This window comes from Psychromicrobium silvestre, from assembly GCF_013408295.1.
GTDB classification, from domain to species: domain Bacteria; phylum Actinomycetota; class Actinomycetes; order Actinomycetales; family Micrococcaceae; genus Renibacterium; species Renibacterium silvestre.
In genome coordinates this window covers 825,128-849,905 of the sequence record NZ_JACBYQ010000002.1, presented here as the reverse complement: position 1 = coordinate 849,905, position 24,778 = coordinate 825,128, and the positions used below count along the sequence as shown (strand labels likewise).

The following is a 24,778-nucleotide window of genomic DNA, read 5'->3' as shown; positions in this document are numbered from 1 at the left end:
TATCGCGAAGTCAAGGAGCTATCGCGAAGGACTTGGATTGTTGCTGGGACACCCCGAAGAGTGGCGTCACAGCGATAACCGACGAGGGGCGTCGTCGCAGCGATAACCGACGAGGAGCGGGGTCAAGGCGAGAACCGATGTCGCGGCGACCTGTGTGGCAATCGATATCCAAATCCTCGCCATCGAGTGTGGAGATCTGCACGTTTTGGAGCGGTTTTAAGATGCAGATCTCCACACTCGGCGGAGGAAGTTCGACGACGGCGAAGTCACCGCGGGGACGGAGAACGGCCGAGGGTCACCAATCGTGGACTGTACCGTCGGCCAAGCGGTTATACGGCAGATACGCCTGCTGATAAGGATGTGCCGCAGCGGCCTCCTCGTCGAGTTCCACGCCGAGCCCGGGAGCGTCGGAAAGCCGCAGATAGCCACCTTCAAAGCGGATCGACTGCTGGAAGACCGTATTGGTCGCCTCGGAATGCGCCATGTACTCCTGGATACCGTAATTATGAATCGCCAGCCCAACGTGGCACTGCGCGGCAAAGCCCACCGGGGAGATATCGGTTGGCCCATGAAAACCGGATTTAATCTGATACTGCGCCGCGTAGTCCATCACCTTTTTGAGCGGTGAGATGCCACCAAAATGCGTCGAAGCCGCCCGAACATAGTCGATCAGCTGCTCGCGGATCAGGGTCTGGAAATCCCACACCGTATTGAACACCTCACCAATCGCCAGCGGCGTGGTGGTGTGCTGACGGACCAACCGCAACGACTCCTGGTTCTCCGCCGGAGTGCAGTCCTCCAGCCAGAACAAATCGTAGGGTTCCAGCGATTTACCCAGCTTGGCAGCCTGAATCGGGGTCATCCGGTGATGCCCATCGTGGAGTAGCGGCAGATCAGGCCCAAACTCGTTGCGGACCGCCTCAAAAACACCGGGCAAGTGGTTCAAATACGCCCGGGTATCCCAGTCCTCCTCCGCGGGGAAAGCCCCTCGACCGGCGGGTTCGTAGTCGTAGCGCTCCCCGGTAGCCTGCTCCTGCGAGGCAATGCCATAAATCGCCTTCAGCCCCGGAATGGAAGTCTGAATACGCACCGAGGTGTGCCCCTCCTCCAGGTTTTCCCGCACCGAGTCGAAAAGCTCCGGCAGGTCCCGGCCCGAGGCGTGGCCATAGGTGCGCAAGCCCAGCCGCGAAGCACCGCCAAGCAACTGGTAAACCGGCAACCCGGCGGCCTTTCCCTTGATATCCCACAGCGCCATATCCACGGCGGCAATGGCTGCCATCGTCACCGGACCACGCCGCCAATAAGAGCTGCGGTACAAGAACTGCCAGGTGTCCTCAATCCGGTGCGGGTCTCGACCGATCAACAATTGCGCGAGGTGATCCTTCAAATAGCTTGCGACGGCGAGCTCCCGGCCATTGAGGGTTGCGTCACCTAAGCCGGTGAGGCCTTCATCGGTGGTCAGTTTGAGGGTGACAAAATTACGACTCGGGCTGGTGACAATAACGTCGGCGGCAATGATTTTCAACGTGATTCCTTTGCAATTTCACTATCGACAAGGGTCAAAAGCGCATATCGGGGCTCGGGTTCGGAGAGCGCGGCATCAATGCCCGGATCGGCGGCGTCAACACTACGAACCCCGGCGAGCATCGCCCGGCACCAGGCTTCGACGATGCTCAAGGCGGCTGCGCCGGATCGTCCCTGACCTCGTTCTGCCAGCCACACCGGGACAACTCGCTCCTGAAGTTTCGCCACCGAATCCTGGGAGATTTGAGCGAGCCGATGCTCAATCCTGGGATTAGCAAAACGATCCAGCAATTGCTCCGCATAAGCCTCCGCCTCAACTTCGACGGGCAGCTGGGGCACGACTTCTGCCCAGAAGCCACGCACTCCGGCAAGTAACTCCGGATCGGCTATCGCCTCCGCCACCGTCTGATGCCCCCGGAGCTGCCCGGCTAGGGCCAGGAAGGTGTGCGCACCGTTCAACATCCAGAGCTTGCGCTGCTCCCAGGGCTGGATGTCTGTAACGAAGCGCGCTCCGGCATCCTCCCAGTGCGGCCTGCCGAGCGGAAAAGACTCGATGCCCTGCAAGACCCAGCTCGTGTACTCCTCGGTCACCACCGGTGCGGCGTCTTCCCAACCGGTGGCGAGTTCGACCGTCCGCCGATCCGCCGCCGTCGTCCGTGGGGTAATCCGGTCCACCGAGGTGGAGACGAAATGGTGTTGACCGCTATCCAGCCACCCTGGCTCGGCGGCGCGCAGGGCATCCGTCAGCACCAGCCGGAGCCGCTCACCGTTGGAACGCAGATTGTCGCAGGGCAGCAGCGAAATCGGCTCAGCACCTGCCCGTTCCCTAGCCAGCAGACCTTCGGCCAGCAGTTCCAGGGCGGGTGAGCCGGGCTGATAACCAGCCTCGGTGATGGTCAGGCTGACAATGGCGGTTTCCGGCGATGCCAGCAACTCCACGATCCGGTGACGACCCGCAGCAGAAGATCCATCACCGACCTCCACCACCGGCCAGAGCACGTCGAAAACATCCTCGACCCCGCGCTGTACCAAGGTGGACAACCCGTCCTGCGGCGCCAGCGCTGCGCTCGCCGCAGCGGACCTAATGCTGAAGGCGGCGATCCCCCACTGGGCACCATCCGCGGCGTGCTGAGTGTACCAGGCCTGATGCGCGCGGTGGAAGGCTCCCAAGCCCAGATGCACTATCCGCACCGGGGGTTTGGGCAGTTCTACCCCTTGCAGAGCCAGTGCGGTACGGGACAGCTTCACCGAACCGACCCCTCCCCGAGCTCGAAGGCGCTCGGCTCGAAGGCACCCGACTTGAAGGCGCCCAGCTTGAAGGCCCTTCGTGGCGCACCATCCACCAGATCCACGATGATCTCCGCAGCCCGGTCCCCGCGCAACCGCTTCTCGGCCACCAGGCGAGCCAAGAATGCGGCTTCCACCCGGCGGGAGGCATCGTGCCGGGCAGGGATCGAACAGAAGGCCCGAGTATCGTCCACAAAGCCCGCGCTCCGGGAGAATCCGGCGGTTTCGGTCACCGCGGAGCGGAAACGCAGCATCGCATCGGGCGCATCCAGGAACCACCAGGGCGCGCCGAGGTAGACCGCGGGATAAAACCCGGCCAGCGGGGCCAATTCCCGAGAGAACACCGTCTCGTCCAGGGTGAAGAGTAAAAGCTGAAAACCGGGGCTATCACCAAAGTCATTGAGCAGCGGGCGCAGCCCCTCGGTGTAACTGACCGGAACCGGAATATCGTGCCCGGTATCCGGCCCAAAGCGCTCAAAACTTGGCGTGTGATGGTCTCGGAAAGACCCAGGATGCACGGTCATCACCAGACCATCTGCAACGGACATCCGAGCCATCTGGTAAATCATCTGCGCCTCGAAGGCGTCCCTCTCCTGCGGGCTCAAGTCACCGCGCATTGCTGCCTCGAACAGCCGTGCAGCCTCGGCCTGCTCAAGTTTCAGGGTGCGCGGCGTACGCACGCCGTGATCGGCGGAGACGGCACCGTGCTGAATAAAATACGCCCGGCGGTTCTGCAAAGCCCGCAAATACCCCTGATAACCAGCAACGCCCTCCCCCGCCTCGGAAATCAGCCGATCCACCCTTTCGGCGAACCCGGGCGTTGCGGCATTGAGATAGCGATCGGGACGGAAGGTGGGGATCACCCGGCCGGTGAAACTGGGATCGGCGGCGAGCGCGCGGTGCGCATCCAGGGAATCCAAGGGGTCGTCGGTGGTGGCCAGCACCTCAATGCGGAAGGAATCGAAAAGCGCCCGGGGCAGGAACGCCGGGGTTTTCAGCGCCGCAACAAGCTGATCGAAGATCGGATCCGCATGCTCGGCATCGATCAGCTCATCGTCCACGCCAAAGAGCTCGACCAGCTCCGAACGCAACCAGTAACCGGAGGCGGTTCCATCGAAGAGCGGCCAGGCGGCGCAAAACTTGCGCCAAATTTCACGCGGCTCCGCACTAGCCCCACCCACGCCCAGTTCCGCCAAGTCCACCCCGGAGGCGTGGATGAGTCGCGTGACATAGTGATCCGGGCTGATCAGCAGGCTGGCCGGATCTTCGAAGGGAGAGTTTTCCAGCAATACCTGAGCGGGTACATGTCCGTGCGGGGAGAGAATGGGCAGCTCGGCCACCAGCGCATGCAGTTCACGGGCGATGCCGCGAACCGAAGGTTCAGCCGGAAAGAGCCGATCCGGGTCCAGGGCAATGCTTTGCAAGCCCCTCGTCGAAGAATCCTCTGCCGCATTCACTGCGCCGCCGCCCAAGCCCGCCGGAGAAACTCCTGGTTCTGCTTGGTGCGCTCGGCCAGGGGCAAGACGGTGGAGAAGTCTTCAAGGGCTATCCAGCCATCGTAGCCATGCTGCTTCAGGGTCCGCAGGTACTCCAGGACATTGGAGATACCTTCCTGCACCGGAGCCCACTCATGCTGCCAAAGCGCGGCGCCCAACTCATCGGTTCCGGTCTTCAGCCATTGGCCGTTCTTGATATGGACATGCGCCAAATAGGGTCCCAGCATCTGGAAAGCGGCCAGGTGGTCCTCATGCCCCTCAATCTGCAGATTCCCCAGATCGTGAATGACGCCGACATGGGCCGGATCAAGACCGTCGAGCAGCCGCAGAGCCGCCGATGCTGAGGTCACCAGGGTTCGGTGGTGCAGCTCGACCAGGGCTTTCACCCCGTGTTGGGCGGCGCGCTCGGCCACCCAACGGAAATCCTCACGAGCCTGTTCGAAGAGCTCGGGATAGGAGATGCCGCTGGCCGGTTCGCCTCCCCATTCAGCCGTGCCGAGCGCAGGAACCACCACCCTGACTTGCGGGGCACCCAAGGCGGCGGTTGCGGCTAGTAGGCGTTCGACGTCGTCGTGCTGGCCACAGTGCGCATAGCCGCCCACCCCGGAAACGCCCAGGCCGGCCTGATCGGTGAGCGCCTTGAGCCTCGGGACCGCGGCTTCCAGCCCGGTCAGCGGGATGGTGGCCCGGTTCCCGGCCCAGAATCCCGGTGGATTCGCCTCCGGCTGATCGATCACCCGCCACTCAATGCCGTCCCAGCCCTGCGCGGCGAGTTCGCGGACTGCTTCCTCTGGTGTCCAATCCGGGGTGGAGGCGGTGAAAACGGAGAACTTCATGGCACTCGAACCTCGATATCGTTGTATTTCCCGGACAGCACATCATCAAATCGAACGGCTTTCCCCAAGGTGGCGGAAAGGTAAACCGCGCGCACGCAGGCCAAGGCATTAACCGCATCACTGACGCTCACCGCTGGCGGGCGGCTCTGCTGAATGGCTTCGATAAAGTCACGGTACTGCCGCGCATGACCCACCGGGTAAACAGTTGGGTCCGCCACCGCAACAACCTCGGCCGGGTAACTGGCCAATTCCTCGCCGGCGAGATTCCACTCCCCCTGCATTCCCATTCGGGCATCCTCGGACTGTTCCGCGGCGGTGTGGAAATATTGCAGCTTGTCGTTGTCTACCCGGGCCGAACCGAGCGAGCCCATCAGCTGCACCGAAGCGCTTAGCCCCGGATAGGCCGCCGTGGTGGCATGCAGCACGGCGAGCGCGCCGGATTCGAAGCTGATCACCGCTGCGGCGGTATCTTCCACCTCAATATCTTGGTGTGCCAGCAGGCCGGTGTGACCGGTGATCTGCACCGGCTTACCCAGGAACCAGAGCAGTAGATCCACGGTGTGTACGCCCTGGTTCATCAGCGCCCCACCGCCGTCCATCGCCCAAGTGCCACGCCAGTCTCCGGAGTCGTAATAACCCTGACTGCGCCACCAACTAACCGTGGCGATAGCGGAGGTCACTCGGCCAAACCTTCCCGAGGAAACGGCTCCGGCCACTACCTGGCTGGCCGGGTCAAAGCGGTGCTGGCTGATCACGGTGGCCAGTTGACCGTTCTGTTCGGCCCGCAAGGCCGCGGCTTCGATCTGCTGAGCCTGGCGGAGATCAACATCGAGCGGCTTCTCGATCACTACGTGTTTTCCGGCCTCCAGAACTTCCAAGGCGCCGGAGATATGCAAGCCACTCGGGGTGGCTAGGACGAACAAATCCGCATCGCCATCGGGAGTAGCCAGTGCCTGCTCAATACTGTCGAAAAGTGCCGGCTCGGCGCGCCCAGCCAGGAAGGTCACCAGCGAGTCCCGAGCCTGCGGCACCGGATCAACCAGCGCCACCAGCTCTAACTCCGGCTGTTCTAGAATCACGGCGGCGTGCGTGCGTCCAATGGAGCCGCAGCCCACCAGGGCAACCCGGATGCTCATTTCGCCACCACCCCGGCCTGATCGAGCACGGAGGCGAAGGCCCTTGCGGCCACCCCAAAAGCTGCCGGTCCGGAGAAACCACCCAGTGCGAAGGCATCGGCCAGATGTGGTTCCAAGGAAGCGAAGCCGGTATAGCCGTCGTCTCGCAGTGCCTCCACGGTGCGCAGCAATTCGCCGTCGCCCTGACCGGCCGGGCACACCGTGCCATCGGCCAGCACGGCGTCCTTGACCTGCAGATATTCCAGATAGGGGCGGAGCTGGGCATAGCCCTCGGTGAAGGGCCGAACCCCCACCTGAACAAAGTTGGCGGCGTCCCAGGCGAGGCGGAGCGCCGGTGAATCCACGCTACGCACAATATCGAGCACTCGTTCCGGGGTGTCCCCGTAAATCTCCTTTTCGTTCTCATGCAGCAACACCACCCCGGCTTGCTCCGCACGGGCGGCCAGAGCTTTCATCCGCTCCAGCACGGCATCTCGTACCGATTCGGCGGACCCCGGGTAGTAAAACGAGAAGATCCGGATATACCGGGTACCCAAGGCTTTGGCGGCGGCTATGGCGCGGTCTAGCCGGTCCAGTTCGTGCTGTACCGGCAGTTCCACCGAGACCTTGCCAATCGGCGAGGCTATTGCGGAAACCCCCATCTCACGGGCGTCGAGCAGTTCCTGGAGCGCAGCCAGTTGCTGCTCGGATAAGTCGACAATATTCACTCCCCAGGCGCTGCGCACTTCGAGGTGTTGGGCGCCGAGGGCTTGCAACACCGCGCACTGGATCACCGGATCGTCGTCGATCTCGTCACCGAAACCGGACAATGCCCATTCCACCATTTACTTCACTCCTCCGGCGGTCAGGCCGCCCACTAGATAGCGTTGGAAAATCAAGTACAGAATCACCACGGGTGCCGCGCAGACCAGGGCCGAAGCCATCATCTGACCGTAGTAGGGAACCGCGCCACCTTCGGTTGAAGCGCCAAAAATTTGCAGCGCCACGGCAACGGTTTGGCTTTCCGGCCGGGTCATCACAGAGGCGAACAGCACGTCGTTCCAGCCGAGCAGAAAAGCGAAGATCGCCGAAACCACAATGCCCGGCCAGCTCAGCGGCAAAATGATCCTCAGCAGTACGCCGAGCGGGCCCGCCCCGTCAATCCGCGCGGCCTCTTCCAACTCGCGCGGCAAACCCCGCAGATAGGTGACCATCACCCAGGTGGAGAACGGCAGGGCGAAGGTCAGATAGGTCAGAAAGAGACCCCATTGGGTGCCAATAATGGTCACCCCGAGGTAACTGGCCGCGGAGGAGAACAGCACGAAGACCGGGAGCAGCATCAGGGTGCCGGGAATGCTCTGCAGACCCAGTAACCCGCGCAGGATGGTCAACCGGCCACGGAAGGCAAAGCGGACCAGCACATAAGCGGTAGCCACCGAGAGCAGCGCCGAGACGACGGCGGTTGAGCCCGCCACCAGCAGAGAATTCGCCAAGCCCTTGGCCAAGCCAACGCTGGTCCAGATCTTGGCGTAGTTCTCCCAGTTCAGTTCGGTGGGGAAGAAATCGCCACGGGCCACCGCAATATCCGAGTTGATCGAGGCAAAAAAGATGTACAGCACCGGGATCAACACCACCGCGGCCAGCACCGTAATCACCACCACCAGCAGCGGACGGGGCAACAATCGGGTGACTTCAGCCTGCCGGTTCTGCTTGTGTGGCTTCCTGGCAGTTGCAACGGCGCTCATACCAATACCTCCTCGGTAGCAACGGCACCCGAAGGGCTGTCCGTTGTGAAACGGTCCGCCCGTTTGGGCGACTTCCGCCGCTTAGCCGGTTGGTCGCCGTCGTCCAGCTTGACCGCTCGCAAATAGACGAAGAGCGGGATGGCTACCAGCACCAGGGAAACCAGTGCCATTGCCGCACTCAGCCCGAAACGGAAGCTTTGGAAACTGGTCACATAGGTCAGGATCGGCAGCACGTTCACATCCGAGGGTGCGGGCAGGCCGAAGAGCACATAGGGCAGGGTGAAGTTATTGATGTGGTGCAGGATGCCCACCAAGAAGGCGAGCGAAAGCGGCCCCTTCAAGTAGGGGAAAACCACGTAGCGCAGCTTTCGCCACCAGAGCGCACCGTCCAACGCGGCCGCCTCATGCACCTCGTGGTCCACGGCTTGCAGACCGGAGAGCGCCAGCATGTAGACAAACGGCCAGGAAGCCCAGATCTGCACGATGATCAGCGTCCAATAGCTGTTCGGGCCGTTCAGCCAGAGACCGGGGTGCAGACCAATGCCGGAGAGCGCATGATCGATCACCCCGCCCGGCTGGAACATGGTCCGCCACACCGTGGCCACCACGAAGGACGGCAGCACATAGGGGATCAGAAAGATCGAACGGACCAGTCCGCGACCCCGGAACTTGTTCTGGGTGGCGACTGCGGCGAGCACGCCCAGCGGAATGGTCACCGCCATCGCCAGCAGCGAATAGGACAGGCTGAGCCACACCGAGCGCAGCAAATCCGTCGCGGTGAGCGCTTCGATGAAGTTCTCGATGCCGATAAACGGTGCCGAAATCCATTTACGCAGCGTGTACTGGTCCAGGTTCAAGGTGGACATGTACACCCCGAGCAGCAGTGGCACGATGATCACCAGGACCATCAGCAAGCCACCCGGGATCAACATCCACAGGGGCCTGTTCCGCTCGTTCGGCCCCCGCCGTCGCTTCGCAGTTCCGGTGCTCAAGGCTCAGCCTTTCGCAGCCCGGTCGAGCGAGGACTGAGCCTTGCTCTGTGCATCGCTGAGGAGTTGCTGCAACGAGGCGTCCGATACTCCGCTTTGGGATAGATCCGGAATGGATTGCACGACGACGTTGGTCAAGGCGAGCTGAATGTCACCCCAGGCCCCGGTGAAGGGAGTGGCGAAGGATTTGGTGGCCGCATCGGTGATCGGTGCGAGCTTGGGATCGGTGAGACTTTTCAGCGCCTCGGCGTTGGCAGGCAGATCGCCGAAGATCTTGTTGTAGTTCAGCTGCTCCTCCTTGGAGGTAGCCAGCTTGATATAGGCGAAGGCCAGATCCTTTTGCTGCGAGTAGTCGGCCACCACCAGATTGTCGCCGGAGAGGATGCTTGCGGCCGGGGTGCTGCCGGGAGTGCTCTGCCCGGGTGCCGTGGTCGGCATCAGTCCAAAGGCGTACTTCCCGGCCAGGGCGGACTTGTCCAGGCTGACAATGGAGCTAGCCGTGGTCATCAGCATGAAGCCGGTCTTGCCTTGGGAGAAGGCGGCGAGCGCCTGACTATTGGTCCAGCCGACCGATGCCGGGTCCACCACCTTGTCCTTGCTCAGCCAACCGAAATAAGTTTCGTAGGCTTTTTTCACGGCCGGATCATCGAGTTTGGCTTTGCTGCCGTCCACCAGCGGATTACCCGCCTGGGTGGACATTGCCCAGATGAACTTCCAGGGGTCGAAATTGTCCTTGTAGCCAACGGCCATGCCGTATTTACCATTGCCGGTCATCTTCTTGGCCTGCTCCAGCAGGCCGTCCCAACTGGTGGCTGGCTTATCGAAGCCTGCGGCCTTGAGCATGTCCTTGTTGTAGGCGAGCACAAAGGGGCGGCTGACGAAGGGAACGCCCACCTGATGGGCTGCATCCGGGCCGGAGATGCCCAAAGTTGCCTGGTTGAAGCGATCTTTACCACCCACCTTGGTCCAATCGTCGCTGCTCAAGGTGACGAAGGCCTTTGTGGCGTAGGCGGTTGGGGTGAAGGTGGTGCCCAGGCTGTAGACATCCGGGCCTTGGCCCGAAACGACCGAAGTCTGAATCTTGGTCAGTTCGTCATTGGCGCTCGTGAAGGTTTCGTACTTCAGCTCTGCTCCGGTTTCGGCCTTGAACTTGCTGGACATATCGTCCATCCACTGTTTCTGCTGATCGGGATAAAGCGTGTTCACGTTGACCAGCACATCGAGCGTCTTGCCGGAGCCGTTAGTCGAGCCGCCGTCGGAGCTGCCACAGGCGCTCAGCGTAAGAGCGGAAAGGGTGACCACGGTGGCTACCGCAAGTCCTCTGGATGCAAGTCTTCTGGTTTGGCCGAATCTCATATCTTCTCCTCGTCGAGATGTCATGGCACCAACCGGTTGCGCGCGAGTGAGCCGGGTCACATGTGCCGAGTTGTTTGAGTCTAAGAATGTTCAGCAAGTCACGGCAATCGTTTGCCAAAAATTGCCAAAAGTGATCTGATGGTGCCCAGTCAGGAAGGAGGAGCCAGGATGAAGAAAAGTCCGACGGCGGCACCCACCATCCGCGATGTGGCGGAGGCCGCGGGGGTAGCCACCTCCACCGTGTCCCGGGCGCTAAGCAATCCGGAACGTGTAAGCGTGAGAACCCGCAAGCTGGTGGAGCAGGTCGCCGCCGAGCTCAACTACGTTCCCAGCTCACAAGCCCGAGCCTTGAGTTCCGGGCGCACCGGGGCTATTGCCGTACTGGTGCCGGATGCCACCAATCCCTTCTACTTCGACATCATCCGCGGTTCACAGCACCAGCTCAAGGCGGCCGGCTACACCCAGCTTCTGGTCGATACCGAGGAATCCGCCGAGGTGGAGGCGGAAGCACTCAATAAACTCAGACAGTCCTGTGACGGGGTGGTGCTCGCCGCCTCCAGACTCAGCGATGAGCAGATCCTGGGCGTGGTGGAACAGACTCCGGCGGTAACCATCAACCGCGGCGTGCCGGGGGTGCCCACCGTCATTATCGATACCCCGCAGTCCGTGGGGCAGGCGCTGGAACATCTGCTCTCCCTAGGCCACCAGCACATTGCCTATCTCGCAGGCCCGGTCGGCTCTTGGTCGAATGCCCGCCGCTTGATCGCCTTCGAGGAACAGGCCAGCCGACTCGGACTGCGAATCAGCAAGCTCGGCCCTTTCGCGCCCAAGACCACCTCCGGCGCGGCCGCCGCCGACGCAGCCTTACACTCGGGGGCGAGTGCCTGCGTGGTCTTCAACGACCTGATCGCCATCGGCATGCTGCAACGCTTTGCGGCCCGCGGAGTCCGAGTGCCCGAAGACATCAGTGTGATCGGTTGCGATGACATCTTCGGTGCCGATTTCTGTAATCCACCGCTCACCACTATCACCGCCCCGATTGAGCAGGCCGGACGAGTGGCGATCAGTATGCTGCTGAGCCGGGTGCGGCCCTTCGATCAAGGTCTTGGGGAGCGTGGCGTCAGCCGCACCCTCGGGGTGCTGCCCACCCACCTCACGGTGCGGCAGTCCACCGGCCCGGCGCGCAGTTAATCGACAGCGGTCGCCATGAAATCTTGCCGAAACTTTCGGGGAGTAGGCTTTTTACATGCGAGAACTTCAGGCCGAAATCATTGCCGAGCTGGGCGTTAAAGCCACCATCGACCCCGCGCAGGAAATCCAGAAGCGGGTGGACTTCCTAGCCGAGTACGCCAAAGCCAGCCACACCAAGGGTTTTGTGCTGGGCATCTCCGGTGGCCTGGACTCTTCCCTAGCCGGAAGGCTTGGCCAGCTCGCCGCCGAGAAGCTACGGGCCGAGGGCTATGAAGCGAGCTTCACGGCTGTGCGGTTGCCTTACAACACCCAGAAGGACGAAGACGACGCTCAGGCGGCGCTGGAGTTCATCCAAGCGGACCGTTCCTGGACCTTCAACGTGGCTCCCGGCGTCGACGGCTTAGAAGCAGAATACGAAACCACCACCGGCGAACAATTGAGCGATTTCAGCAAGGGCAATATCAAGGCTCGGGCGCGAATGGTGGCCCAGTATGCCCTGGCCGGGGAGCACAATCTGCTGGTGATCGGCACCGATCACGGTGCAGAATCGGTGACCGGTTTCTTCACCAAATTCGGCGACGGCGGCGCGGACGTACTGCCGCTGTTCACCTTGAATAAACGGCAGAACCGGCAGCTGCTCAAAGAACTCGGAGCGGCCGAACGGATCTACACCAAGGTGCCGACGGCTGATCTGCTCGACGGCGTGCCCGGCCGGGCCGATGAGGACGAGCTAGGCATCTCCTACGATGACATCGACGATTATCTGGAAGGCCGCGAGGTGGCCGCCGAGGTGGCCGAACGCATCGAAAAACGCTACCTGATCACCCGCCACAAGCGCACCGTGCCGGTATCGCTACTCGATGAATGGTGGCAGCCTGCCGAATCGCGAGCTTCGCGGTAGTGTCCGGTTCCACCGACAAATCAAGCAGGCAGCGACGCACAGCGGTCAGCATTGAATCCCGGGCGGCCCTGATCGCCTTGCTGGCGATGGTGTTGTTCACCGTGCTGGCCTTTGTTATTTTCCTGGGTAAGCGTCCCGCACTCTCCGGGGATGGCTCGGTGGGTTCGCTCTCCAGCTTATTTGCCGCCGTCGTGGGTGCCGGAGTCTTTTCGGCAAGCTACGTTTCCTCATTGCGCGGGCCGGAATCCAGTTGGCTTCGACGCTCCGCCTTGGCCCGGCGGATTCTCGACGTGGCAGCGCTAGCCTTCGCGCATGCGGCCATCGCCTTCATGCTCGGCCAGGCCGTGTTCTACCTTTTCCAGAACGCCTTCACCGGACTGACCCTGGATCCCTTCGCTGGCGGCCTCTTTGTCGGCCTCAGCTGCGCCGCGAGCGGCTATGCGGTCTACCTCTCCGGAGCCAGAATCAACACCTACTCACTGTCGAATTTGCTGGCGATCTTCTTGGTCAGCGGTGCATTGACTTCGATGGTGACAACGGACAACCCAAGCTGGTGGGAGATCAACTTCAGCGTGCTGGGGGCAAGTGACAGCGGACTCTCCGCCTACGCCTTCAACACCACCTTGATTGTTTCCGGCTTGGTAATTACCACACTGGCTTCCTATATGACTCAGGATCTGCGGCGCTGGAGCGAGTTGAATCACGACTCCAGTACCCAGGCTTCACGGATTCAGTGGTCGCTGGTTCTGCTCGGTATCCTGGCCGCCGGGGTCGGGTTAGTACCGGTGGATGTGGCCATGCCGCTACACAACACCTCGGCTATTGGGATGATCCTGGTTTTCGTGGTGATCATCGTTTGCCTGCCCTGGTGGGTCCCCAGCTTTCCGCGTAGCTTTTTCGTCACCTCCTGGGTGCTGTTAGCCGGAGCAGGTTTTTCCGTGCTGCTGTTCTTTCCCTTTGGCTATTACAACCTGACCGGGATGGAACTGGTCACTACGGCGATAATCTTCGGCTGGCTGGTGCTGTTCATCCGAAACATCGCCGCCCTTGTCGAGGACAGCGAAGACCTCGAGCACGCGGACTCCTCCTCAACTCGCGATAGCCTGCCGAATCGCGATAGCTCAATGTCGCGACAATGGGCTATCGCGAAGCCATTGAGCTATCGCGAACTTTGTGGCGGGGCCGAAGTAAGCCGGAGGCGCTCGGGAACATAAGATGGCACCATGCCTCAAAGTTCCGCAGCCCTCAATATCACCGATCTCAAGGTCGGCTACGGCAAGAAACAAGTCTGCGGAGTGATCTCCTTCAAGGTCTCCGGCGAGGCACTCGCCCTGGTCGGCCCCAACGGTGCAGGAAAATCCACCGCACTCCGCACCGTCGTCGGGCAGCTGGACCCGCTGGCTGGCAAGGTGCTGCTCAATAAATCCGCAATCGATGACCGCAGCGCGGACTTCCGTCGCCTCGCAGCCCTGGTCTTCGACGACGACGCCTTCTTCCCCGAGCTGACCGTGGGCGAACACCTCACCATGGTGGCTGCCGGACACGGGGTCAGCGATCCGGTTGCGGCCGTGGACCAAGAACTTGATTTCTTCCAGCTCACCGAGCACGATCACTCCTTAGTCACCAGCCTCTCCTCCGGCCAGCGTCGCCGGCTGCTGCTGGCCTCGGCCTTTGTTCGGCCGCGCTCCTTGCTGGTCCTAGATGAACCGGAACAGCGCCTGGACACCCATATGCGCAGGGCTCTGGCGGCCCGGGTGGCGCAGTGCGCCAAACAGGGACAGACCGTGCTGCTGGTCACCCACGACCCCGAATTCTTGGTCACAGCCTCCCGGAAGGCCTTGTATATCGCCGACGTCGTGGAGAAGCTCAGCGCGCAACAGGCAGCCGAGCGAATTCAGGCGATGCCCGCATGAGTGAGCCGCTCGCTATAACTCATCCGGCGAATGAAGAGGATGAACTCTCCGCATCGGAGCTGCGCCGCTATATTCGTAACGCCCCACTGAGCCGTCAAACCGTTGGCTTCTTCTCCCTGTTCGGGGAGGTCTATACGACGGTTTTCGGCATCGCCGTGCTGCTGGTGGCCTCTTATTCGTTGGTCGGGAACATCCGCAGTAGCTACCTTGCCGGAGCCTCGGCAAGCGACAGCCATTTGGTTCAGCAGCTCGATCCCCTGGTCCCCGGGCCAGTAGCTTGGGCCGTGGTGCTGCTCGCCGCCCTGGCAGCAACCGTACTGCTATCCAGCCGTTTAGGCCCGGCCCATCTAGACACTCCGCATACTCAGTGGCTGCTCCCGCTGCCTGCCTCTCGTCGCGCTCTCTTACAGCCAGCCGTCATACGCTCGGCCGCCCTGGTCACCGTGGTGGGTGCCGTGCTCGGCAGCCTGCTCGCTGTGCTGGAATCACCCGTGCTGAGCCCCACCAATATCGGCCTCGCTGTGGCGAGCAATGCTGGCCTTTTCCTCTGTGGCTTCGTACTGGCTCAACTGGCACAAAGTTTCGCCTGGGGAACTCTGCTCGGACGCCTGGTGATGGCCGTGCTCGGCGCACTCACCCTACTTGGCTTATTCTCTGCCTTGGGTCTGCCATTGCTGGGAAACTGGCTGCTGGCGCTGCCGAGCAGCTGGCCCGTGCTAGCCGCCTCTGGGCAGCTCTGGGCCGCGCTACTGCTCCCGATCGGCATCGTAGTGCTGCCCGTTTCGCTGATCTGGGTTCCTAGAATCACTACTCGCTCACTGCGCGAGCACTCCGCCCGCGCCTCGCTGGTACGCAGCAGCATCGTGTCAATGGATTCAACCTCGCTCTCGAGTTCCTTGGGCTCCGCCGAAAGGACCGGCGAACGCAGCAATCGCTCCCGGCTTTTGCTAGCCGCCGAACCCGGAACGGTGCTGCTACGCGCGGATGCGTTGCGCTATTTCCGTCACCCAGGTCGCCTGGTGATGGTGGCGGCGCTAGGTGTTATCCCCGCGATTGGCAGGGCATTCATGGGCGGTAATAGCCCTTGGCCTGTGGTCATCCTGCTACTGATCTGTGGCCTGCTGGCCGTGTCCTCGGTTGCCAACCCGCTCAAGCTCAATGCTCTCAATCCCATTCTGGACGAATTGCTGCCGCTCGCCCCCGGCACGGTACGCAAACTGCACGCGGTGGTACCCGCCGTCCTACTTTTACTCTGGGCCGCGCTGACCTTCGGCTTGCTATGGCTTACCGGTGTTGGCTCACTGACCTTCTTCCTGGCCGCCCTGCTGGCGGGACCGGCGTTGGCCGGAGCCGCATTGCGGGGAGCCTATAAGAAGGCTGCTGACTGGAGCCAACCCGCGATTGCCACCCCCAGTGGCGCGCTACCGGCCGGAGTGGCCGCTCAATTCCTGGCCGGGCCGGATCTGGCGGCGATTGTACTGGCCCCGGTCTTGATTAGCTTGATTGCGGGTGCCGCCGCGGATCTGCTGCTGCCGATCCAGCTGGCGCTGAGTGCCATTGTGCTGCTGGTGGTCACCCGGAACCGGAGCAAATAACTCCCTTCGCTAAAGCGGTAATGAAAACGGGTATGTTGGAAGGGTGAAGATTGCCACCTGGAATGTGAACTCGCTGCGAGCCCGAGCCGACCGCGTCGAAGACTGGCTGCGCCGCACGGATATCGATGTGCTCGCTATCCAAGAGACCAAATGCAAGGATGAGAACTTCCCCTGGGAGCTCTTCGAAAACAACGGTTACGAAGTGGCGCACTTCGGTTTCAGCCAGTGGAACGGCGTAGCGATTGCCTCCAAGGTGGGGCTCGACGACGTGCAGCGCACCTTCCCCGGCCAGCCCGCCTTCGGCAAGGGTGAGGTGGCCCCGGAACAGGAAGCCCGTGCCATCGCAGCCACGTGTGGTGGGGTGCGAATCTGGAGTCTCTATGTGCCCAACGGCCGGGCTCTCGATGATCCACATATGCCCTACAAATTGGAGTGGCTGCGAGTACTCAACGAAGAGGCTAAGGGCTGGTTGGCCGCCGATCCGCAGGCTCAGATTGCGCTGGTGGGCGACTGGAACATCGCTCCTAAAGATGAGGATGTTTGGGATGTTCAGTACTTCATCGACGAGGGCCTGACTCATATCAGCGCTCCGGAACGTGCGGCATTCCAAGCTTTCGAAAGCACCGGCTTCATCGACGTCGTGCGTCCTCAACACCCGGGACCTGGTGTCTACACCTATTGGGATTACAAGCAATTGCGCTTCCCCAAAAAGGAGGGCATGCGCATCGACTTCGTGATGGCTTCACCAGCCCTCGCCACCCGGGTCGCCGACACCCAGATCGACCGCGAGGAGCGCAAAGGCAAGGGCGCTTCGGACCACACTCCGGTGATTGTCGAGCTGAGCTAGTGTCCAGGGAGCTGTACTTAGGGCACAGCAATCTACCGTATCTCTCCACCTTGCGGCTCTACCTCCCGCTGAGCGAGTTCAGCGCGGCCGAGCAGCAGTTCATTAACCGCAGCGCCCCTCCCCTGGAGGACAGGATGCGCGCAGATCTGCAAGAACTTGGCGATTCCTTACACCGGGTGATCCGAGCACAACCCTTCCCGGAGGCTTCCAGTGAGCGGGTCCGCAGCCTGCAATTGCTCGACGACGGTCCGGTGCTATTCAATCTCAATCAGGTTCTGCCCCGCTCGCTTGCCGCCCTGGAGCAGTTACAAGCTGGTCCAATTGCGAAGCTCGCCAACACGGTCTTCGAGTCTGAGATGCTGCAGGAAGTCCAGCAGCGGGTACATCAAGGTAGTACCGGGCAGCGCAGCCTGACCCGCTCCTCCAGCTGGGGCATCCCCTTCGGCTGGTTCGTGGTGGTTTCCGAGGCTGACCGTACCGAGGTGGTGGAATCTCGCAGCCGCGTGATTACAGTTCGGGTGCAGACGCCCGTATCGGTAGCGCAACAGCGCCTAGCAGCCGGGATTGAAAATCTGGAAGTCACCGCTCCCGAGCTGGATTTGCTCGAGGAATTACGCGAACTACAGGACTGGCTGAGCGGTGTCAGCCACCAGGCGGCTGTTGAGTTGGATTATGGTGCCATTGCCGACCGGATCTATCCGGATGAATCGCCTACGGATGTTCGGGTGGGTCTGGAATGCCTAGCCGAAGGAGATCTCACCGGGGCGGCCGCAGCATATCGGCGGCTCGCCTCCCGGTGGATCCCTATCCGGCAGCTTTCTCGGGCTTCCTAGAACCCCATCCGCCGCTTAGGCAAGTACCGCCTTGAGGCGCTTGCTTCGGCCGAAGAGCAGGGCGTCAATACTGAATTTCCCGGGGCCAGTCAGAGCCAGGGTGCCTGCCATCGCGGCAAGCGCCAGCACGTATTCAAAACCACCATCGGTGGCAAAAAATCCCTGCGGCAGGTGTACCAGGAAAGCTGCGCCGATCATATCGGCCACCAGCAGCACCGCGATCGGCTTGCTGAGCAACCCCACGATGAGCGCCAAGCCCCCGATGAATTCAAGTCCGGCCACAAACGGGGCCATCAGCTCGGGTGCCGGGACTCCCATCGAGCCGAAACCCTGGGCGGTAGATTCAATGCCACTGTTGAACTTCTGCCAGCCATGCAAGGCGAAAATCAGACCGGTTACCAGACGTAACAGGATCAATCCGAGATGTGCTGAGTTTGATGTCTTCGCCATAAGGCGTGCTCCTTTAGTCGTATGGACTCTTGTGGAGTCCGGCTAACAACCACGACTACGGGGCGCGCCGAGCCCGGGTTCAGAGTAAAGCCAGATTAACAGCGTTTTCCCAGTTTGGCGCGGCTGGTTACCTCGACGGCGGCGCTGTGCTTGAGCGAACCAGGAGTTCGAAGGGCGCGGCCACACTGCGCACGGTACCAACGGCGCCGTCGAGCTCCTTGATCAACATATCCGCCGCCAGACGCCCCTGTTCCACGGGGTTCTGTGCCACCGTGGTCAGCCCGGCAGCCTCGGCAAATTCATGGTTATCAATACCAACCACCGATAGCTCTTGCGGTACCCGGATGCCTCGGCGTTGCGCCTCCATTATGACGCCGAGAGCCATCTCATCCGAGGCGCAGAAAACCGCAGTGGGCTTCTCGCCCGGAGCATCGAAGAGCTGCGCTGCCGCGCGAACTCCACCGGCTACGGTGAAGTCACCATTGAGCTCCCAGCCCGGTTCAAATCGTAGACCGGCCGCGAGCAGCGTCTCTTCAAAGGCCCGGTCTCTGAGTTTCGGGACCGCGAAGTCAACCTCGTCCTTATCGTCGCCGAGCACCTGGGCAATCCGACGATGCCCCAGTTCAATCAGGTGCTTAGTGGCTAACTGCGCGGCCTGATAATCATCGATGCAGACCTGGTGGAAACCCTTGACCGGGCCGCCAACGGCAACCAGTGGGATTTCGGTCAGGTGCAGATGCTCCAGTTCTGAAGGTTGCAAGCCTAGGCAGAGCACCACGAGTGCGTCGATCTGTTTGCGCAGCATGGTGTGCTCGAAGAGACGTTCCCGGTTACCGCCGTAGCCGCCGAGATTAATCAGCATTAGGTTGTACTGATTCTCCTGCAGGGCGATATCGACGCCCTCAATGGCTCGGGAGAAGAACCAGCGGCTGACATAGGGTGCCAGCACCCCCACGGTCCGGGTTCGCCCGGTAGCCAGCCCGCTCGCTGCCGAGGACGCCACATAGCCCATCTCCGAGGCGATGGCCAGAATGCGTTCTCGGGTCTGCGGACTCACCCTGGGCAGCCCCCGGATAGCCCGGGAAACCGTTGCGGTGGAGACCTTCGCCGCAGCGGCGACGTCCTCGATGCTGCTCGCGATGATGCCCTCCCCTTGCTGCTGTGTTCCCCCGAGTCGATGTTCCTACGGCTAGTCTTTACCCTGCTGCTGATCCCGGCGTTGCACCTTATAACGCAGCCGGAAGAGACTGGCTAGCACTAGAACCGAGGCAGCCAGCACGAGCGCCCAACCCAGCGCTGAACTCCCGCTCAGCTCCTGCCAGAGCACCGTGACCAGCAAGATCAGCGCCCAGAACCCGATGAAGCCGATACCGATATCAACCTGCTCGGCCGCACGGCTTCGCGGCGGTTCCATAGCTTCGGGCCTTCTCACTTCACGCCGCCCGCAGTTAGACCAGCGACGATCTTCCGTTGGAAGACCAACACCAAGATCACTAGTGGAACAGTGACAATGGTACCGGCTGCCATCACCGCCGTGTACGGCTCCTGGTGCGGCTGAGCTCCCGCGAAGGAAGCGATGGCAACGGTAACTGTCTTAGTGGCGTCATTCGAGAGCTGGCTGGCGATCAGGAATTCGTTCCAGGAGGCGATAAAAGCCAGAATCGCCGTGGTGAAAATCGCCGGAGCAGCCAAAGGCATGATCACCTTGCGAAAGGCCTGTCCCTGGGTAGCGCCGTCCACTCGGGCCGCTTCCTCGAGCTCCCAGGGCATTTCCCGGAAGAAGGAGACCAGCGTGTAGACCGTCAACGGCAACACGAAGGAAATGTTCGGCAAGATCAGCGCCTGATAAGTGCCAATCCAACCCCAATCAGTAAAGAGCTGGAAGAGCGGTGTAATCAGCGCAACGCCTGGGAACATCGAAGCACCCAAGATAAGTCCCAAGATCACGAACTTGAAACGGAAGTTCAGTCGGGCTAGAGCATAGGCCGCGAAGACCCCCACCAGCAGGGCGACTATGGTAACTATCGCACCGATCAACAAGCTATTGAAGAGGTTTAGACCGAAATGGTTGCCCCGGTCCTCGGCGAAGGCCGTGGTGAAATTCTCCCAAGTAGCATTGCTTGGCCAAAAGGACATTTCAAAGGTGGAATCGGAAGGCCGGAAGGCCGTCGCCATCATCCAGTAGAAGGGTGCCAGGCACCATAGCACGATGATTCCGGCGCTGATATAAGTTCTGGTCTGCGCCCAGCGAGTGCGGTTGGTGGACTTGGCATTGACGGGAATATTTACCGAGCTCATTTCGCAGCCTTCTTTTTCCCGGTGGACGATTGGAATGCATTGGCGCCGAGGAATCTAACGAAGATAAAGGCGACCAGGAAGATAATAATGAATGTAATGGTGGACAGAGCTGAGGCTGAGTTGTAACCCTGCCTGATCTGCTGGACTACCAAGATCGAGAGGGTATCGGTGTTATTCGCGCCACCGGTCAAGATATAGGGCAGATCGAACATTCTCAGCGCGTCCAAGGTACGGAACAGGATGGCGACCATAAGAGCCGGCTTGACCATCGGCAGGGTAATCATCCGGAAGCGCTGCCAGGCGTTGGCACCGTCCACCTTGGCCGCCTCGTAGACCTCAGCCGGAATCATCTGCAGGCCAGCCAGAATCAGCAAGGCCATAAAGGGCGTGGTCTTCCAAGTGTCCGAGATGATGATCGCCCATTTTGACGGCCACTCGGAGCCGGTCCACAGGATCTGGGTGCCGAGCATCTTGTTGATCACGCCGTCGAAAGCGAACATGAAGAAGAACAGCTTGGCGGTAACGGCCGTCGGGATCGCCCAAGGTACCAAGATCGCAGCACGGACCAGACCGCGTCCACGGAAGGTACGAGCCATGATGATGGCCATCCAGAAACCGATAATGGTCTCTAAGGCGACAGTGACAATGGTGAAGAAGAAGGTATTGCCCGTGGCTGACCAGAACTGAGAGCCCAGCTGTCCGGGGGCACAGGCCGCGGTACCGCCGTCCGGGGCGGAACATTGCTGGAAAAGCCAGGCGAAATAGTTACTGAACCCAGCAGCTCCGCCTTGGACGAAGAAGCCATTGGCGTCCAGGCCCGCATCCTTGCTAAAGGACATTACGATGGCGGAGATGACCGGGTAACCGATCACTACCAACAGCAGCAGGATGGTGGGGGCCAGTAACCAGGCCGCCCACGCGTTCTGCATTTTTTCGGGACGTGCTTCCGAATTCTTCTTCTTGTTACGGCGGCCCGAATCGGCTGCCTCGGCTTGTGGATCGGTGTCATGTGCAGCGATGGACATGCCCCCTCCTTCGATCCCGGACTCTCAAGTGCGGGCTAGGCCTAAAGGTGTTATTCAATGCTCAATAGTGATGAGGTTGGTGTGGCGACCTCGATAAGGTCCCCACACCAACCCGAACGCGTTGGTACTACTTGACGCCTGCTGATTCCATTGCTGTCTTCATATCGGAGATCGCCGCATCGACGGTTTTATCTCCCTTGATCGCAGCATAGGCATTGTCTTGGATGGCCTTCGTTACGGCTGGGTAGAACGGGGTTACCGGGCGCGGCACCGCATTCTCGATAGAGGTCTTGAGCACCGGCAGGTACGCCAGCTTGGCGGTCAGCTCAGAATCGTCATAGAGTGCGCTGAGCACGGGAGCCAAGGAGCCCTGCAGTGCATAGAACTTCTGGATCTCGGAGCTGGTCACGAACTTCACGAAGTCCAGGGCGGTTGCCTTGTGCTTCGAGTAGACGCTGATACCGAGTTGGTGTCCACCCAGGGTCGAGGCACCGGGGCCACTCTCTCCGGGGATAGGAGCGATGCCAAAGGTGTCTTTTACCTTGCTGGTGGCATCGGTCTTGGCCAAGTTGTAGACATAAGGCCAGTTACGCATAAACAGGAGTTTGCCGTCCTCGAAGGACTGCCTGCCTTGCTCTTCCTGATAGGTGATTGCCTGGGTCGGGATGTTGCCATCCTTGTAGGCGGTGACCAAATTCTGCAGACCAGCCTTAGCCTTATCTGAATCGATAGCGACCTTGCCGTCGTCGCCGATGACCTGTCCGCCGGTGGAGTTAATGGCCTCCGAAGCGTTCACCGTAAGACCTTCGTACTGTGCGTACTGCCCCGCGTAGCAATCAATACCCTTGGCCTTGGCGATGGAGCACATGCTCATCATGTCAGCCCAAGTCTTCGGCGCAGTCGGTACTAGATCCTTGCGGTAGTAAAGCAGTGCACCGTCGGAGTTCTGCGGGGCGGCATACAGGGTTCCGTTGTAAGTTCCAGCCTTGACCGTAGCCGGAAGCATACCCGCGGTGTCGAGCGCCATTTTGTCCTTCAAGGGCTGCAACCAGCCCTTGGCGGCGAATTCTGCGGTCCAGACCACGTCCACGCTCATCACGTCGTAATTGACGTTCTTGGTCTGCAAGTTCTGCACCAGATCATCGTGCTGCTGATCGGCTTTATCGGTTTGCTCCTTGAGCGTGACCTTCTGATCCGGGTGAGCAGCGTTCCACTTATCCACGATCGGCTGGGCGACGTTCGAGTTGTCTTTGCCTTGGACGTAGGTGATGGGGCCACGATCATCGAGATTGTTCGCAGCGTCTCCGCTCAGTCCACCACCGGTAGATGTGCTTGAACTGCCCCCACCACAAGCAGTCAGGCTGATCGCCAGTATGCCCACGGTAAGAGCCGGGGCGAGTACTTTGGCTAACTTCATACTCATACTCCTCATTGAGATATCGGACCGATGCTTTGCAGAAGCTGTTAAGAATCTGAGAAAACTCGGTTGAGTGATGTCGCTCATACTAGTAACGTGTGCAGAGAAAGTGCAAGCGTTTACGCAAAACTAGTGAAAGGCGATTCGTGAGCCAAACCACGTTCGGCACCGATGCCGGGGAACTTCAGGGACCAGAGCAGAGCTGGTGGCGGGATGCGGTGATCTATCAGGTCTATCCGCGTTCCTTCGCTGACGGCAACGGAGACGGCATGGGCGACCTGCCCGGCGTTACCTCCAAACTCGAATATCTCAAGGAACTCGGTGTGGACGCCGTCTGGCTTTCGCCTTTCTACGCTTCCCCGCAAGCCGATGCAGGTTACGACGTTTCTGACTATCGTGACGTAGATCCGCGCTTCGGCAGCTTGGCCGATTTCGATGAGATGCTAACGCAGGCTCACGCGCTCAAATTACGGATCATCGTTGACCTGGTACCCAACCACACCTCGGACGAACACGAGTGGTTTGTTCAGGCACGAGCGGCCAAACCCGGCTCCGAGACCCGAAACCGCTATATCTTCCGCGAAGGCAAAGGCGAGCAAGGGGAACTGCCGCCGAACAACTGGCAGTCGATCTTCGGCGGAAACGCCTGGACCCGATTGGTGGAAGCCGATGGCACCCCAGGACAGTGGTATCTGCACCTCTTCGACACCAAGCAGCCGGATCTGAATTGGGAGAACCCCGAGGTTCGCAGCGAAATGGAAGCGGTGCTGCGCTTCTGGCTGGACCGTGGGGTAGATGGTTTCCGGGTGGACGTGGCACACGGCATGATCAAGGCCGAGGGCCTGCCAGATTGGGACGGCGCAGCGGCCATGGTGGAGGGCCAGCAGGCCGAGGACTCCGCAGATTCAGCGGATTCAGCGGATTCTGAGAAAGCTCCCGAAGGTAATATGAATCCGCCCTCGCCCTTCTTCGACCAAGAAGGTGTACACGAAATCTACCGAGCCTGGAATCAGGTACTGAAGGAGTACGACGGCGACCGGATGTTGGTTGCCGAAGCCTGGGTTGAGCCGGCGGAACGGCTAGTGCGGTATATCCGCCCAGACGAGATGCAGCAAGCCTTCAACTTCGAGTTCCTGCTGGCCGGTTGGGATGCGGAGCGGATGACGGCGGCAATCACCAACTCGCTCGCCGCCGTCGAAAGCGTTGGCGCACCGAGCACCTGGGTGATGTCCAATCACGATACCGTCCGGCACACCACCCGCTACGGCCTCAGCACTCCGACCGGTTTCCCGAAGGGAATTAGTGCCGCCGACGAACAGCCGGATGAGGCTCTCGGCCTGCTCCGGGCGCGGGCAGCCGCGGCAATCATGCTGGCGCTGCCCGGCTCGGCTTACCTCTACCAGGGCGATGAACTCGGCCTGCCCGAACACACCACGCTGGCTGCGGAGCTCCGGCAGGACCCGGCCTTTGCCCGAACCAAGGGCGAGGAGATCGGCCGCGACGGTTGCCGGGTACCACTCCCCTGGTACGACCAGGAGCCCGGTTACGGCTTCAGCCACGGCAGCGTGGAACCGAGCCAGCCCTGGCTGCCGCAACCCGAGTCCTTCGCCAGCTATGCCGCCGACCGCCAGGACGGGGTGCCGGGATCAACCCTTGAGTTCTACCGGGAAGCACTCGCTCTGCGCTCCGAATATGAGCTGGGCCAGGGCGTACTTGAATGGCTCGAAGCATCGGGGTTGCATCAGCCGGACAAGGACATCCTCAGCTTCCGCAACGGCGAACTGACGGTGCTGGCCAATTTCGGTGATCAGCCTTTGGCACTGTCTACGGAGTTCCTTGAGGACCGCGGCGTACGCCTGCGCAGCCAGCCCAAGGCTTTGACTGAGAACGGCGAATTGGCTCCGAACAGCGCCATCTGGCTGTCCTAAAACTGAGAAGTAACGATAAACGCCGTGGCAGC

At 61.0% G+C, this 24,778-nt stretch carries 23 protein-coding genes; 8 read left to right on the top strand and 15 right to left on the bottom strand.

What is annotated here, in order from left to right; all coding sequences use genetic code 11:
- Positions 1-295: 295 nt before the first annotated feature.
- The 9 genes from manD to FHU41_RS11870 form a co-directional block, all read right to left on the bottom strand.
- The gene (gene manD / locus FHU41_RS11910) at positions 296-1,525 is read right to left on the bottom strand and encodes a D-mannonate dehydratase ManD (protein ID WP_179389862.1); all 1,230 of its coding nucleotides are present in this window, start codon (positions 1,523-1,525) and stop codon (positions 296-298) included.
- Positions 1,522-2,772 carry a mannitol dehydrogenase family protein gene (locus FHU41_RS11905; RefSeq protein WP_179389861.1) on the bottom strand — a complete coding sequence of 417 codons (1,251 nt, stop codon included), beginning with the start codon at positions 2,770-2,772 and terminating at the stop codon, positions 1,522-1,524. The genes manD and FHU41_RS11905 overlap by 4 nt, the downstream gene beginning before the upstream one ends.
- Positions 2,769-4,268, bottom strand: coding sequence for a glucuronate isomerase (gene uxaC / locus FHU41_RS11900; RefSeq protein WP_343046322.1), 1,500 nt, complete (start codon positions 4,266-4,268; stop codon positions 2,769-2,771). The genes FHU41_RS11905 and uxaC overlap by 4 nt, the downstream gene beginning before the upstream one ends.
- Positions 4,265-5,143 carry a sugar phosphate isomerase/epimerase family protein gene (locus tag FHU41_RS11895; RefSeq protein WP_179389860.1) on the bottom strand — a complete coding sequence of 293 codons (879 nt, stop codon included), beginning with the start codon at positions 5,141-5,143 and terminating at the stop codon, positions 4,265-4,267. Before FHU41_RS11895 ends, uxaC begins: the two co-directional genes overlap by 4 nt.
- Complete coding sequence (locus FHU41_RS11890) at positions 5,140-6,279, bottom strand: Gfo/Idh/MocA family protein (protein WP_179389859.1); 1,140 nt, start codon at positions 6,277-6,279, stop codon at positions 5,140-5,142. The genes FHU41_RS11895 and FHU41_RS11890 overlap by 4 nt, the downstream gene beginning before the upstream one ends.
- Positions 6,276-7,103 carry a sugar phosphate isomerase/epimerase family protein gene (locus FHU41_RS11885; protein WP_179389858.1) on the bottom strand — a complete coding sequence of 276 codons (828 nt, stop codon included), beginning with the start codon at positions 7,101-7,103 and terminating at the stop codon, positions 6,276-6,278. Before FHU41_RS11885 ends, FHU41_RS11890 begins: the two co-directional genes overlap by 4 nt.
- Positions 7,104-8,003 (bottom strand): carbohydrate ABC transporter permease, encoded by a 900-nt coding sequence (locus tag FHU41_RS11880; protein WP_179389857.1) that lies wholly within the window; start codon positions 8,001-8,003, stop codon positions 7,104-7,106.
- Positions 8,000-8,935, bottom strand: coding sequence for a carbohydrate ABC transporter permease (locus FHU41_RS11875; RefSeq protein WP_179390433.1), 936 nt, complete (start codon positions 8,933-8,935; stop codon positions 8,000-8,002). The genes FHU41_RS11880 and FHU41_RS11875 overlap by 4 nt, the downstream gene beginning before the upstream one ends.
- Before the next feature lie 63 nt (positions 8,936-8,998).
- Complete coding sequence (locus FHU41_RS11870; RefSeq protein WP_179389856.1) at positions 8,999-10,348, bottom strand: ABC transporter substrate-binding protein; 1,350 nt, start codon at positions 10,346-10,348, stop codon at positions 8,999-9,001.
- 168 nt (positions 10,349-10,516) lie between these two features.
- Between FHU41_RS11870 and FHU41_RS11865 the strand changes: the two genes are divergently transcribed.
- From FHU41_RS11865 to FHU41_RS11835, 7 genes are read left to right on the top strand one after another with little or no spacing between them, the layout of a single operon-like run.
- Entirely contained in the window at positions 10,517-11,539 is a 1,023-nt protein-coding gene (locus FHU41_RS11865; protein WP_179389855.1) for a LacI family DNA-binding transcriptional regulator, read from the top strand.
- Positions 11,540-11,594: 55 nt separating this feature from the next.
- The gene (nadE, locus tag FHU41_RS11860) at positions 11,595-12,440 is read left to right on the top strand and encodes an ammonia-dependent NAD(+) synthetase (protein WP_179389854.1); all 846 of its coding nucleotides are present in this window, start codon (positions 11,595-11,597) and stop codon (positions 12,438-12,440) included.
- Entirely contained in the window at positions 12,440-13,654 is a 1,215-nt protein-coding gene (locus tag FHU41_RS11855; RefSeq protein ID WP_179389853.1) for a hypothetical protein, read from the top strand. Before nadE ends, FHU41_RS11855 begins: the two co-directional genes overlap by 1 nt.
- Before the next feature lie 9 nt (positions 13,655-13,663).
- The gene (locus tag FHU41_RS11850; RefSeq protein WP_179389852.1) at positions 13,664-14,353 is read left to right on the top strand and encodes an ABC transporter ATP-binding protein; all 690 of its coding nucleotides are present in this window, start codon (positions 13,664-13,666) and stop codon (positions 14,351-14,353) included.
- Positions 14,350-15,948 (top strand): DUF6297 family protein, encoded by a 1,599-nt coding sequence (locus FHU41_RS11845; RefSeq protein WP_179389851.1) that lies wholly within the window; start codon positions 14,350-14,352, stop codon positions 15,946-15,948. Before FHU41_RS11850 ends, FHU41_RS11845 begins: the two co-directional genes overlap by 4 nt.
- A gap of 43 nt (positions 15,949-15,991) precedes the next feature.
- The gene (locus tag FHU41_RS11840) at positions 15,992-16,795 is read left to right on the top strand and encodes an exodeoxyribonuclease III (RefSeq protein ID WP_179389850.1); all 804 of its coding nucleotides are present in this window, start codon (positions 15,992-15,994) and stop codon (positions 16,793-16,795) included.
- On the top strand, positions 16,795-17,628 hold the full coding sequence (locus tag FHU41_RS11835) for a DUF8083 family protein (RefSeq protein ID WP_179389849.1): 834 nt from the start codon (positions 16,795-16,797) through the stop codon (positions 17,626-17,628). Before FHU41_RS11840 ends, FHU41_RS11835 begins: the two co-directional genes overlap by 1 nt.
- A 15-nt stretch (positions 17,629-17,643) precedes the next feature.
- On the opposite strand, the gene FHU41_RS11830 is transcribed toward FHU41_RS11835, so the two are convergent.
- The 6 genes from FHU41_RS11830 to FHU41_RS11805 form a co-directional block, all read right to left on the bottom strand.
- On the bottom strand, positions 17,644-18,078 hold the full coding sequence (locus FHU41_RS11830) for a DoxX family protein (RefSeq protein WP_179389848.1): 435 nt from the start codon (positions 18,076-18,078) through the stop codon (positions 17,644-17,646).
- Positions 18,079-18,205: 127 nt separating this feature from the next.
- The gene (locus tag FHU41_RS11825; protein WP_425503328.1) at positions 18,206-19,153 is read right to left on the bottom strand and encodes a LacI family DNA-binding transcriptional regulator; all 948 of its coding nucleotides are present in this window, start codon (positions 19,151-19,153) and stop codon (positions 18,206-18,208) included.
- 114 nt (positions 19,154-19,267) lie between these two features.
- Positions 19,268-19,492, bottom strand: coding sequence for a hypothetical protein (locus tag FHU41_RS11820; protein WP_179389847.1), 225 nt, complete (start codon positions 19,490-19,492; stop codon positions 19,268-19,270).
- A 14-nt stretch (positions 19,493-19,506) separates the two neighbouring features.
- Complete coding sequence (locus FHU41_RS11815) at positions 19,507-20,376, bottom strand: carbohydrate ABC transporter permease (RefSeq protein WP_179389846.1); 870 nt, start codon at positions 20,374-20,376, stop codon at positions 19,507-19,509.
- Positions 20,373-21,305 (bottom strand): carbohydrate ABC transporter permease, encoded by a 933-nt coding sequence (locus FHU41_RS11810; RefSeq protein ID WP_246279688.1) that lies wholly within the window; start codon positions 21,303-21,305, stop codon positions 20,373-20,375. Before FHU41_RS11810 ends, FHU41_RS11815 begins: the two co-directional genes overlap by 4 nt.
- A 223-nt stretch (positions 21,306-21,528) precedes the next feature.
- A complete protein-coding gene (locus FHU41_RS11805; protein ID WP_179389844.1) occupies positions 21,529-22,818 on the bottom strand; it encodes an ABC transporter substrate-binding protein in 1,290 nt (429 codons plus the stop codon).
- Between the two features lie 146 nt (positions 22,819-22,964).
- Here FHU41_RS11805 and FHU41_RS11800 point away from each other — a divergent pair, with 146 nt between their 5' ends.
- The gene (locus tag FHU41_RS11800) at positions 22,965-24,746 is read left to right on the top strand and encodes a glycoside hydrolase family 13 protein (protein ID WP_484573231.1); all 1,782 of its coding nucleotides are present in this window, start codon (positions 22,965-22,967) and stop codon (positions 24,744-24,746) included.
- The last annotated feature ends 32 nt before the right edge of the window (positions 24,747-24,778 follow it).

Bases quoted from the DNA above. Each gene is read 5' to 3' on its own strand.
- FHU41_RS11895 (WP_179389860.1), bottom strand. From the start codon at position 5,143: ATGAAGTTCTCCGTTTTCACCGCCTCCACCCCGGATTGGACACCAGAG.
- FHU41_RS11890 (WP_179389859.1), bottom strand. From the start codon at position 6,279: ATGAGCATCCGGGTTGCCCTGGTGGGCTGCGGCTCCATTGGACGCACG.
- FHU41_RS11885 (WP_179389858.1), bottom strand. From the start codon at position 7,103: ATGGTGGAATGGGCATTGTCCGGTTTCGGTGACGAGATCGACGACGAT.
- FHU41_RS11880 (WP_179389857.1), bottom strand. From the start codon at position 8,003: ATGAGCGCCGTTGCAACTGCCAGGAAGCCACACAAGCAGAACCGGCAG.
- FHU41_RS11875 (WP_179390433.1), bottom strand. From the start codon at position 8,935: ATGTTGATCCCGGGTGGCTTGCTGATGGTCCTGGTGATCATCGTGCCA.
- FHU41_RS11870 (WP_179389856.1), bottom strand. From the start codon at position 10,348: ATGAGATTCGGCCAAACCAGAAGACTTGCATCCAGAGGACTTGCGGTA.
- FHU41_RS11865 (WP_179389855.1), top strand. From the start codon at position 10,517: ATGAAGAAAAGTCCGACGGCGGCACCCACCATCCGCGATGTGGCGGAG.
- nadE (WP_179389854.1), top strand. From the start codon at position 11,595: ATGCGAGAACTTCAGGCCGAAATCATTGCCGAGCTGGGCGTTAAAGCC.
- FHU41_RS11850 (WP_179389852.1), top strand. From the start codon at position 13,664: ATGCCTCAAAGTTCCGCAGCCCTCAATATCACCGATCTCAAGGTCGGC.
- FHU41_RS11845 (WP_179389851.1), top strand. From the start codon at position 14,350: ATGAGTGAGCCGCTCGCTATAACTCATCCGGCGAATGAAGAGGATGAA.
- FHU41_RS11830 (WP_179389848.1), bottom strand. From the start codon at position 18,078: ATGGCGAAGACATCAAACTCAGCACATCTCGGATTGATCCTGTTACGT.
- FHU41_RS11820 (WP_179389847.1), bottom strand. From the start codon at position 19,492: ATGGAACCGCCGCGAAGCCGTGCGGCCGAGCAGGTTGATATCGGTATC.
- FHU41_RS11815 (WP_179389846.1), bottom strand. From the start codon at position 20,376: ATGAGCTCGGTAAATATTCCCGTCAATGCCAAGTCCACCAACCGCACT.
- FHU41_RS11810 (WP_246279688.1), bottom strand. From the start codon at position 21,305: ATGCAGAACGCGTGGGCGGCCTGGTTACTGGCCCCCACCATCCTGCTG.
- FHU41_RS11805 (WP_179389844.1), bottom strand. From the start codon at position 22,818: ATGAAGTTAGCCAAAGTACTCGCCCCGGCTCTTACCGTGGGCATACTG.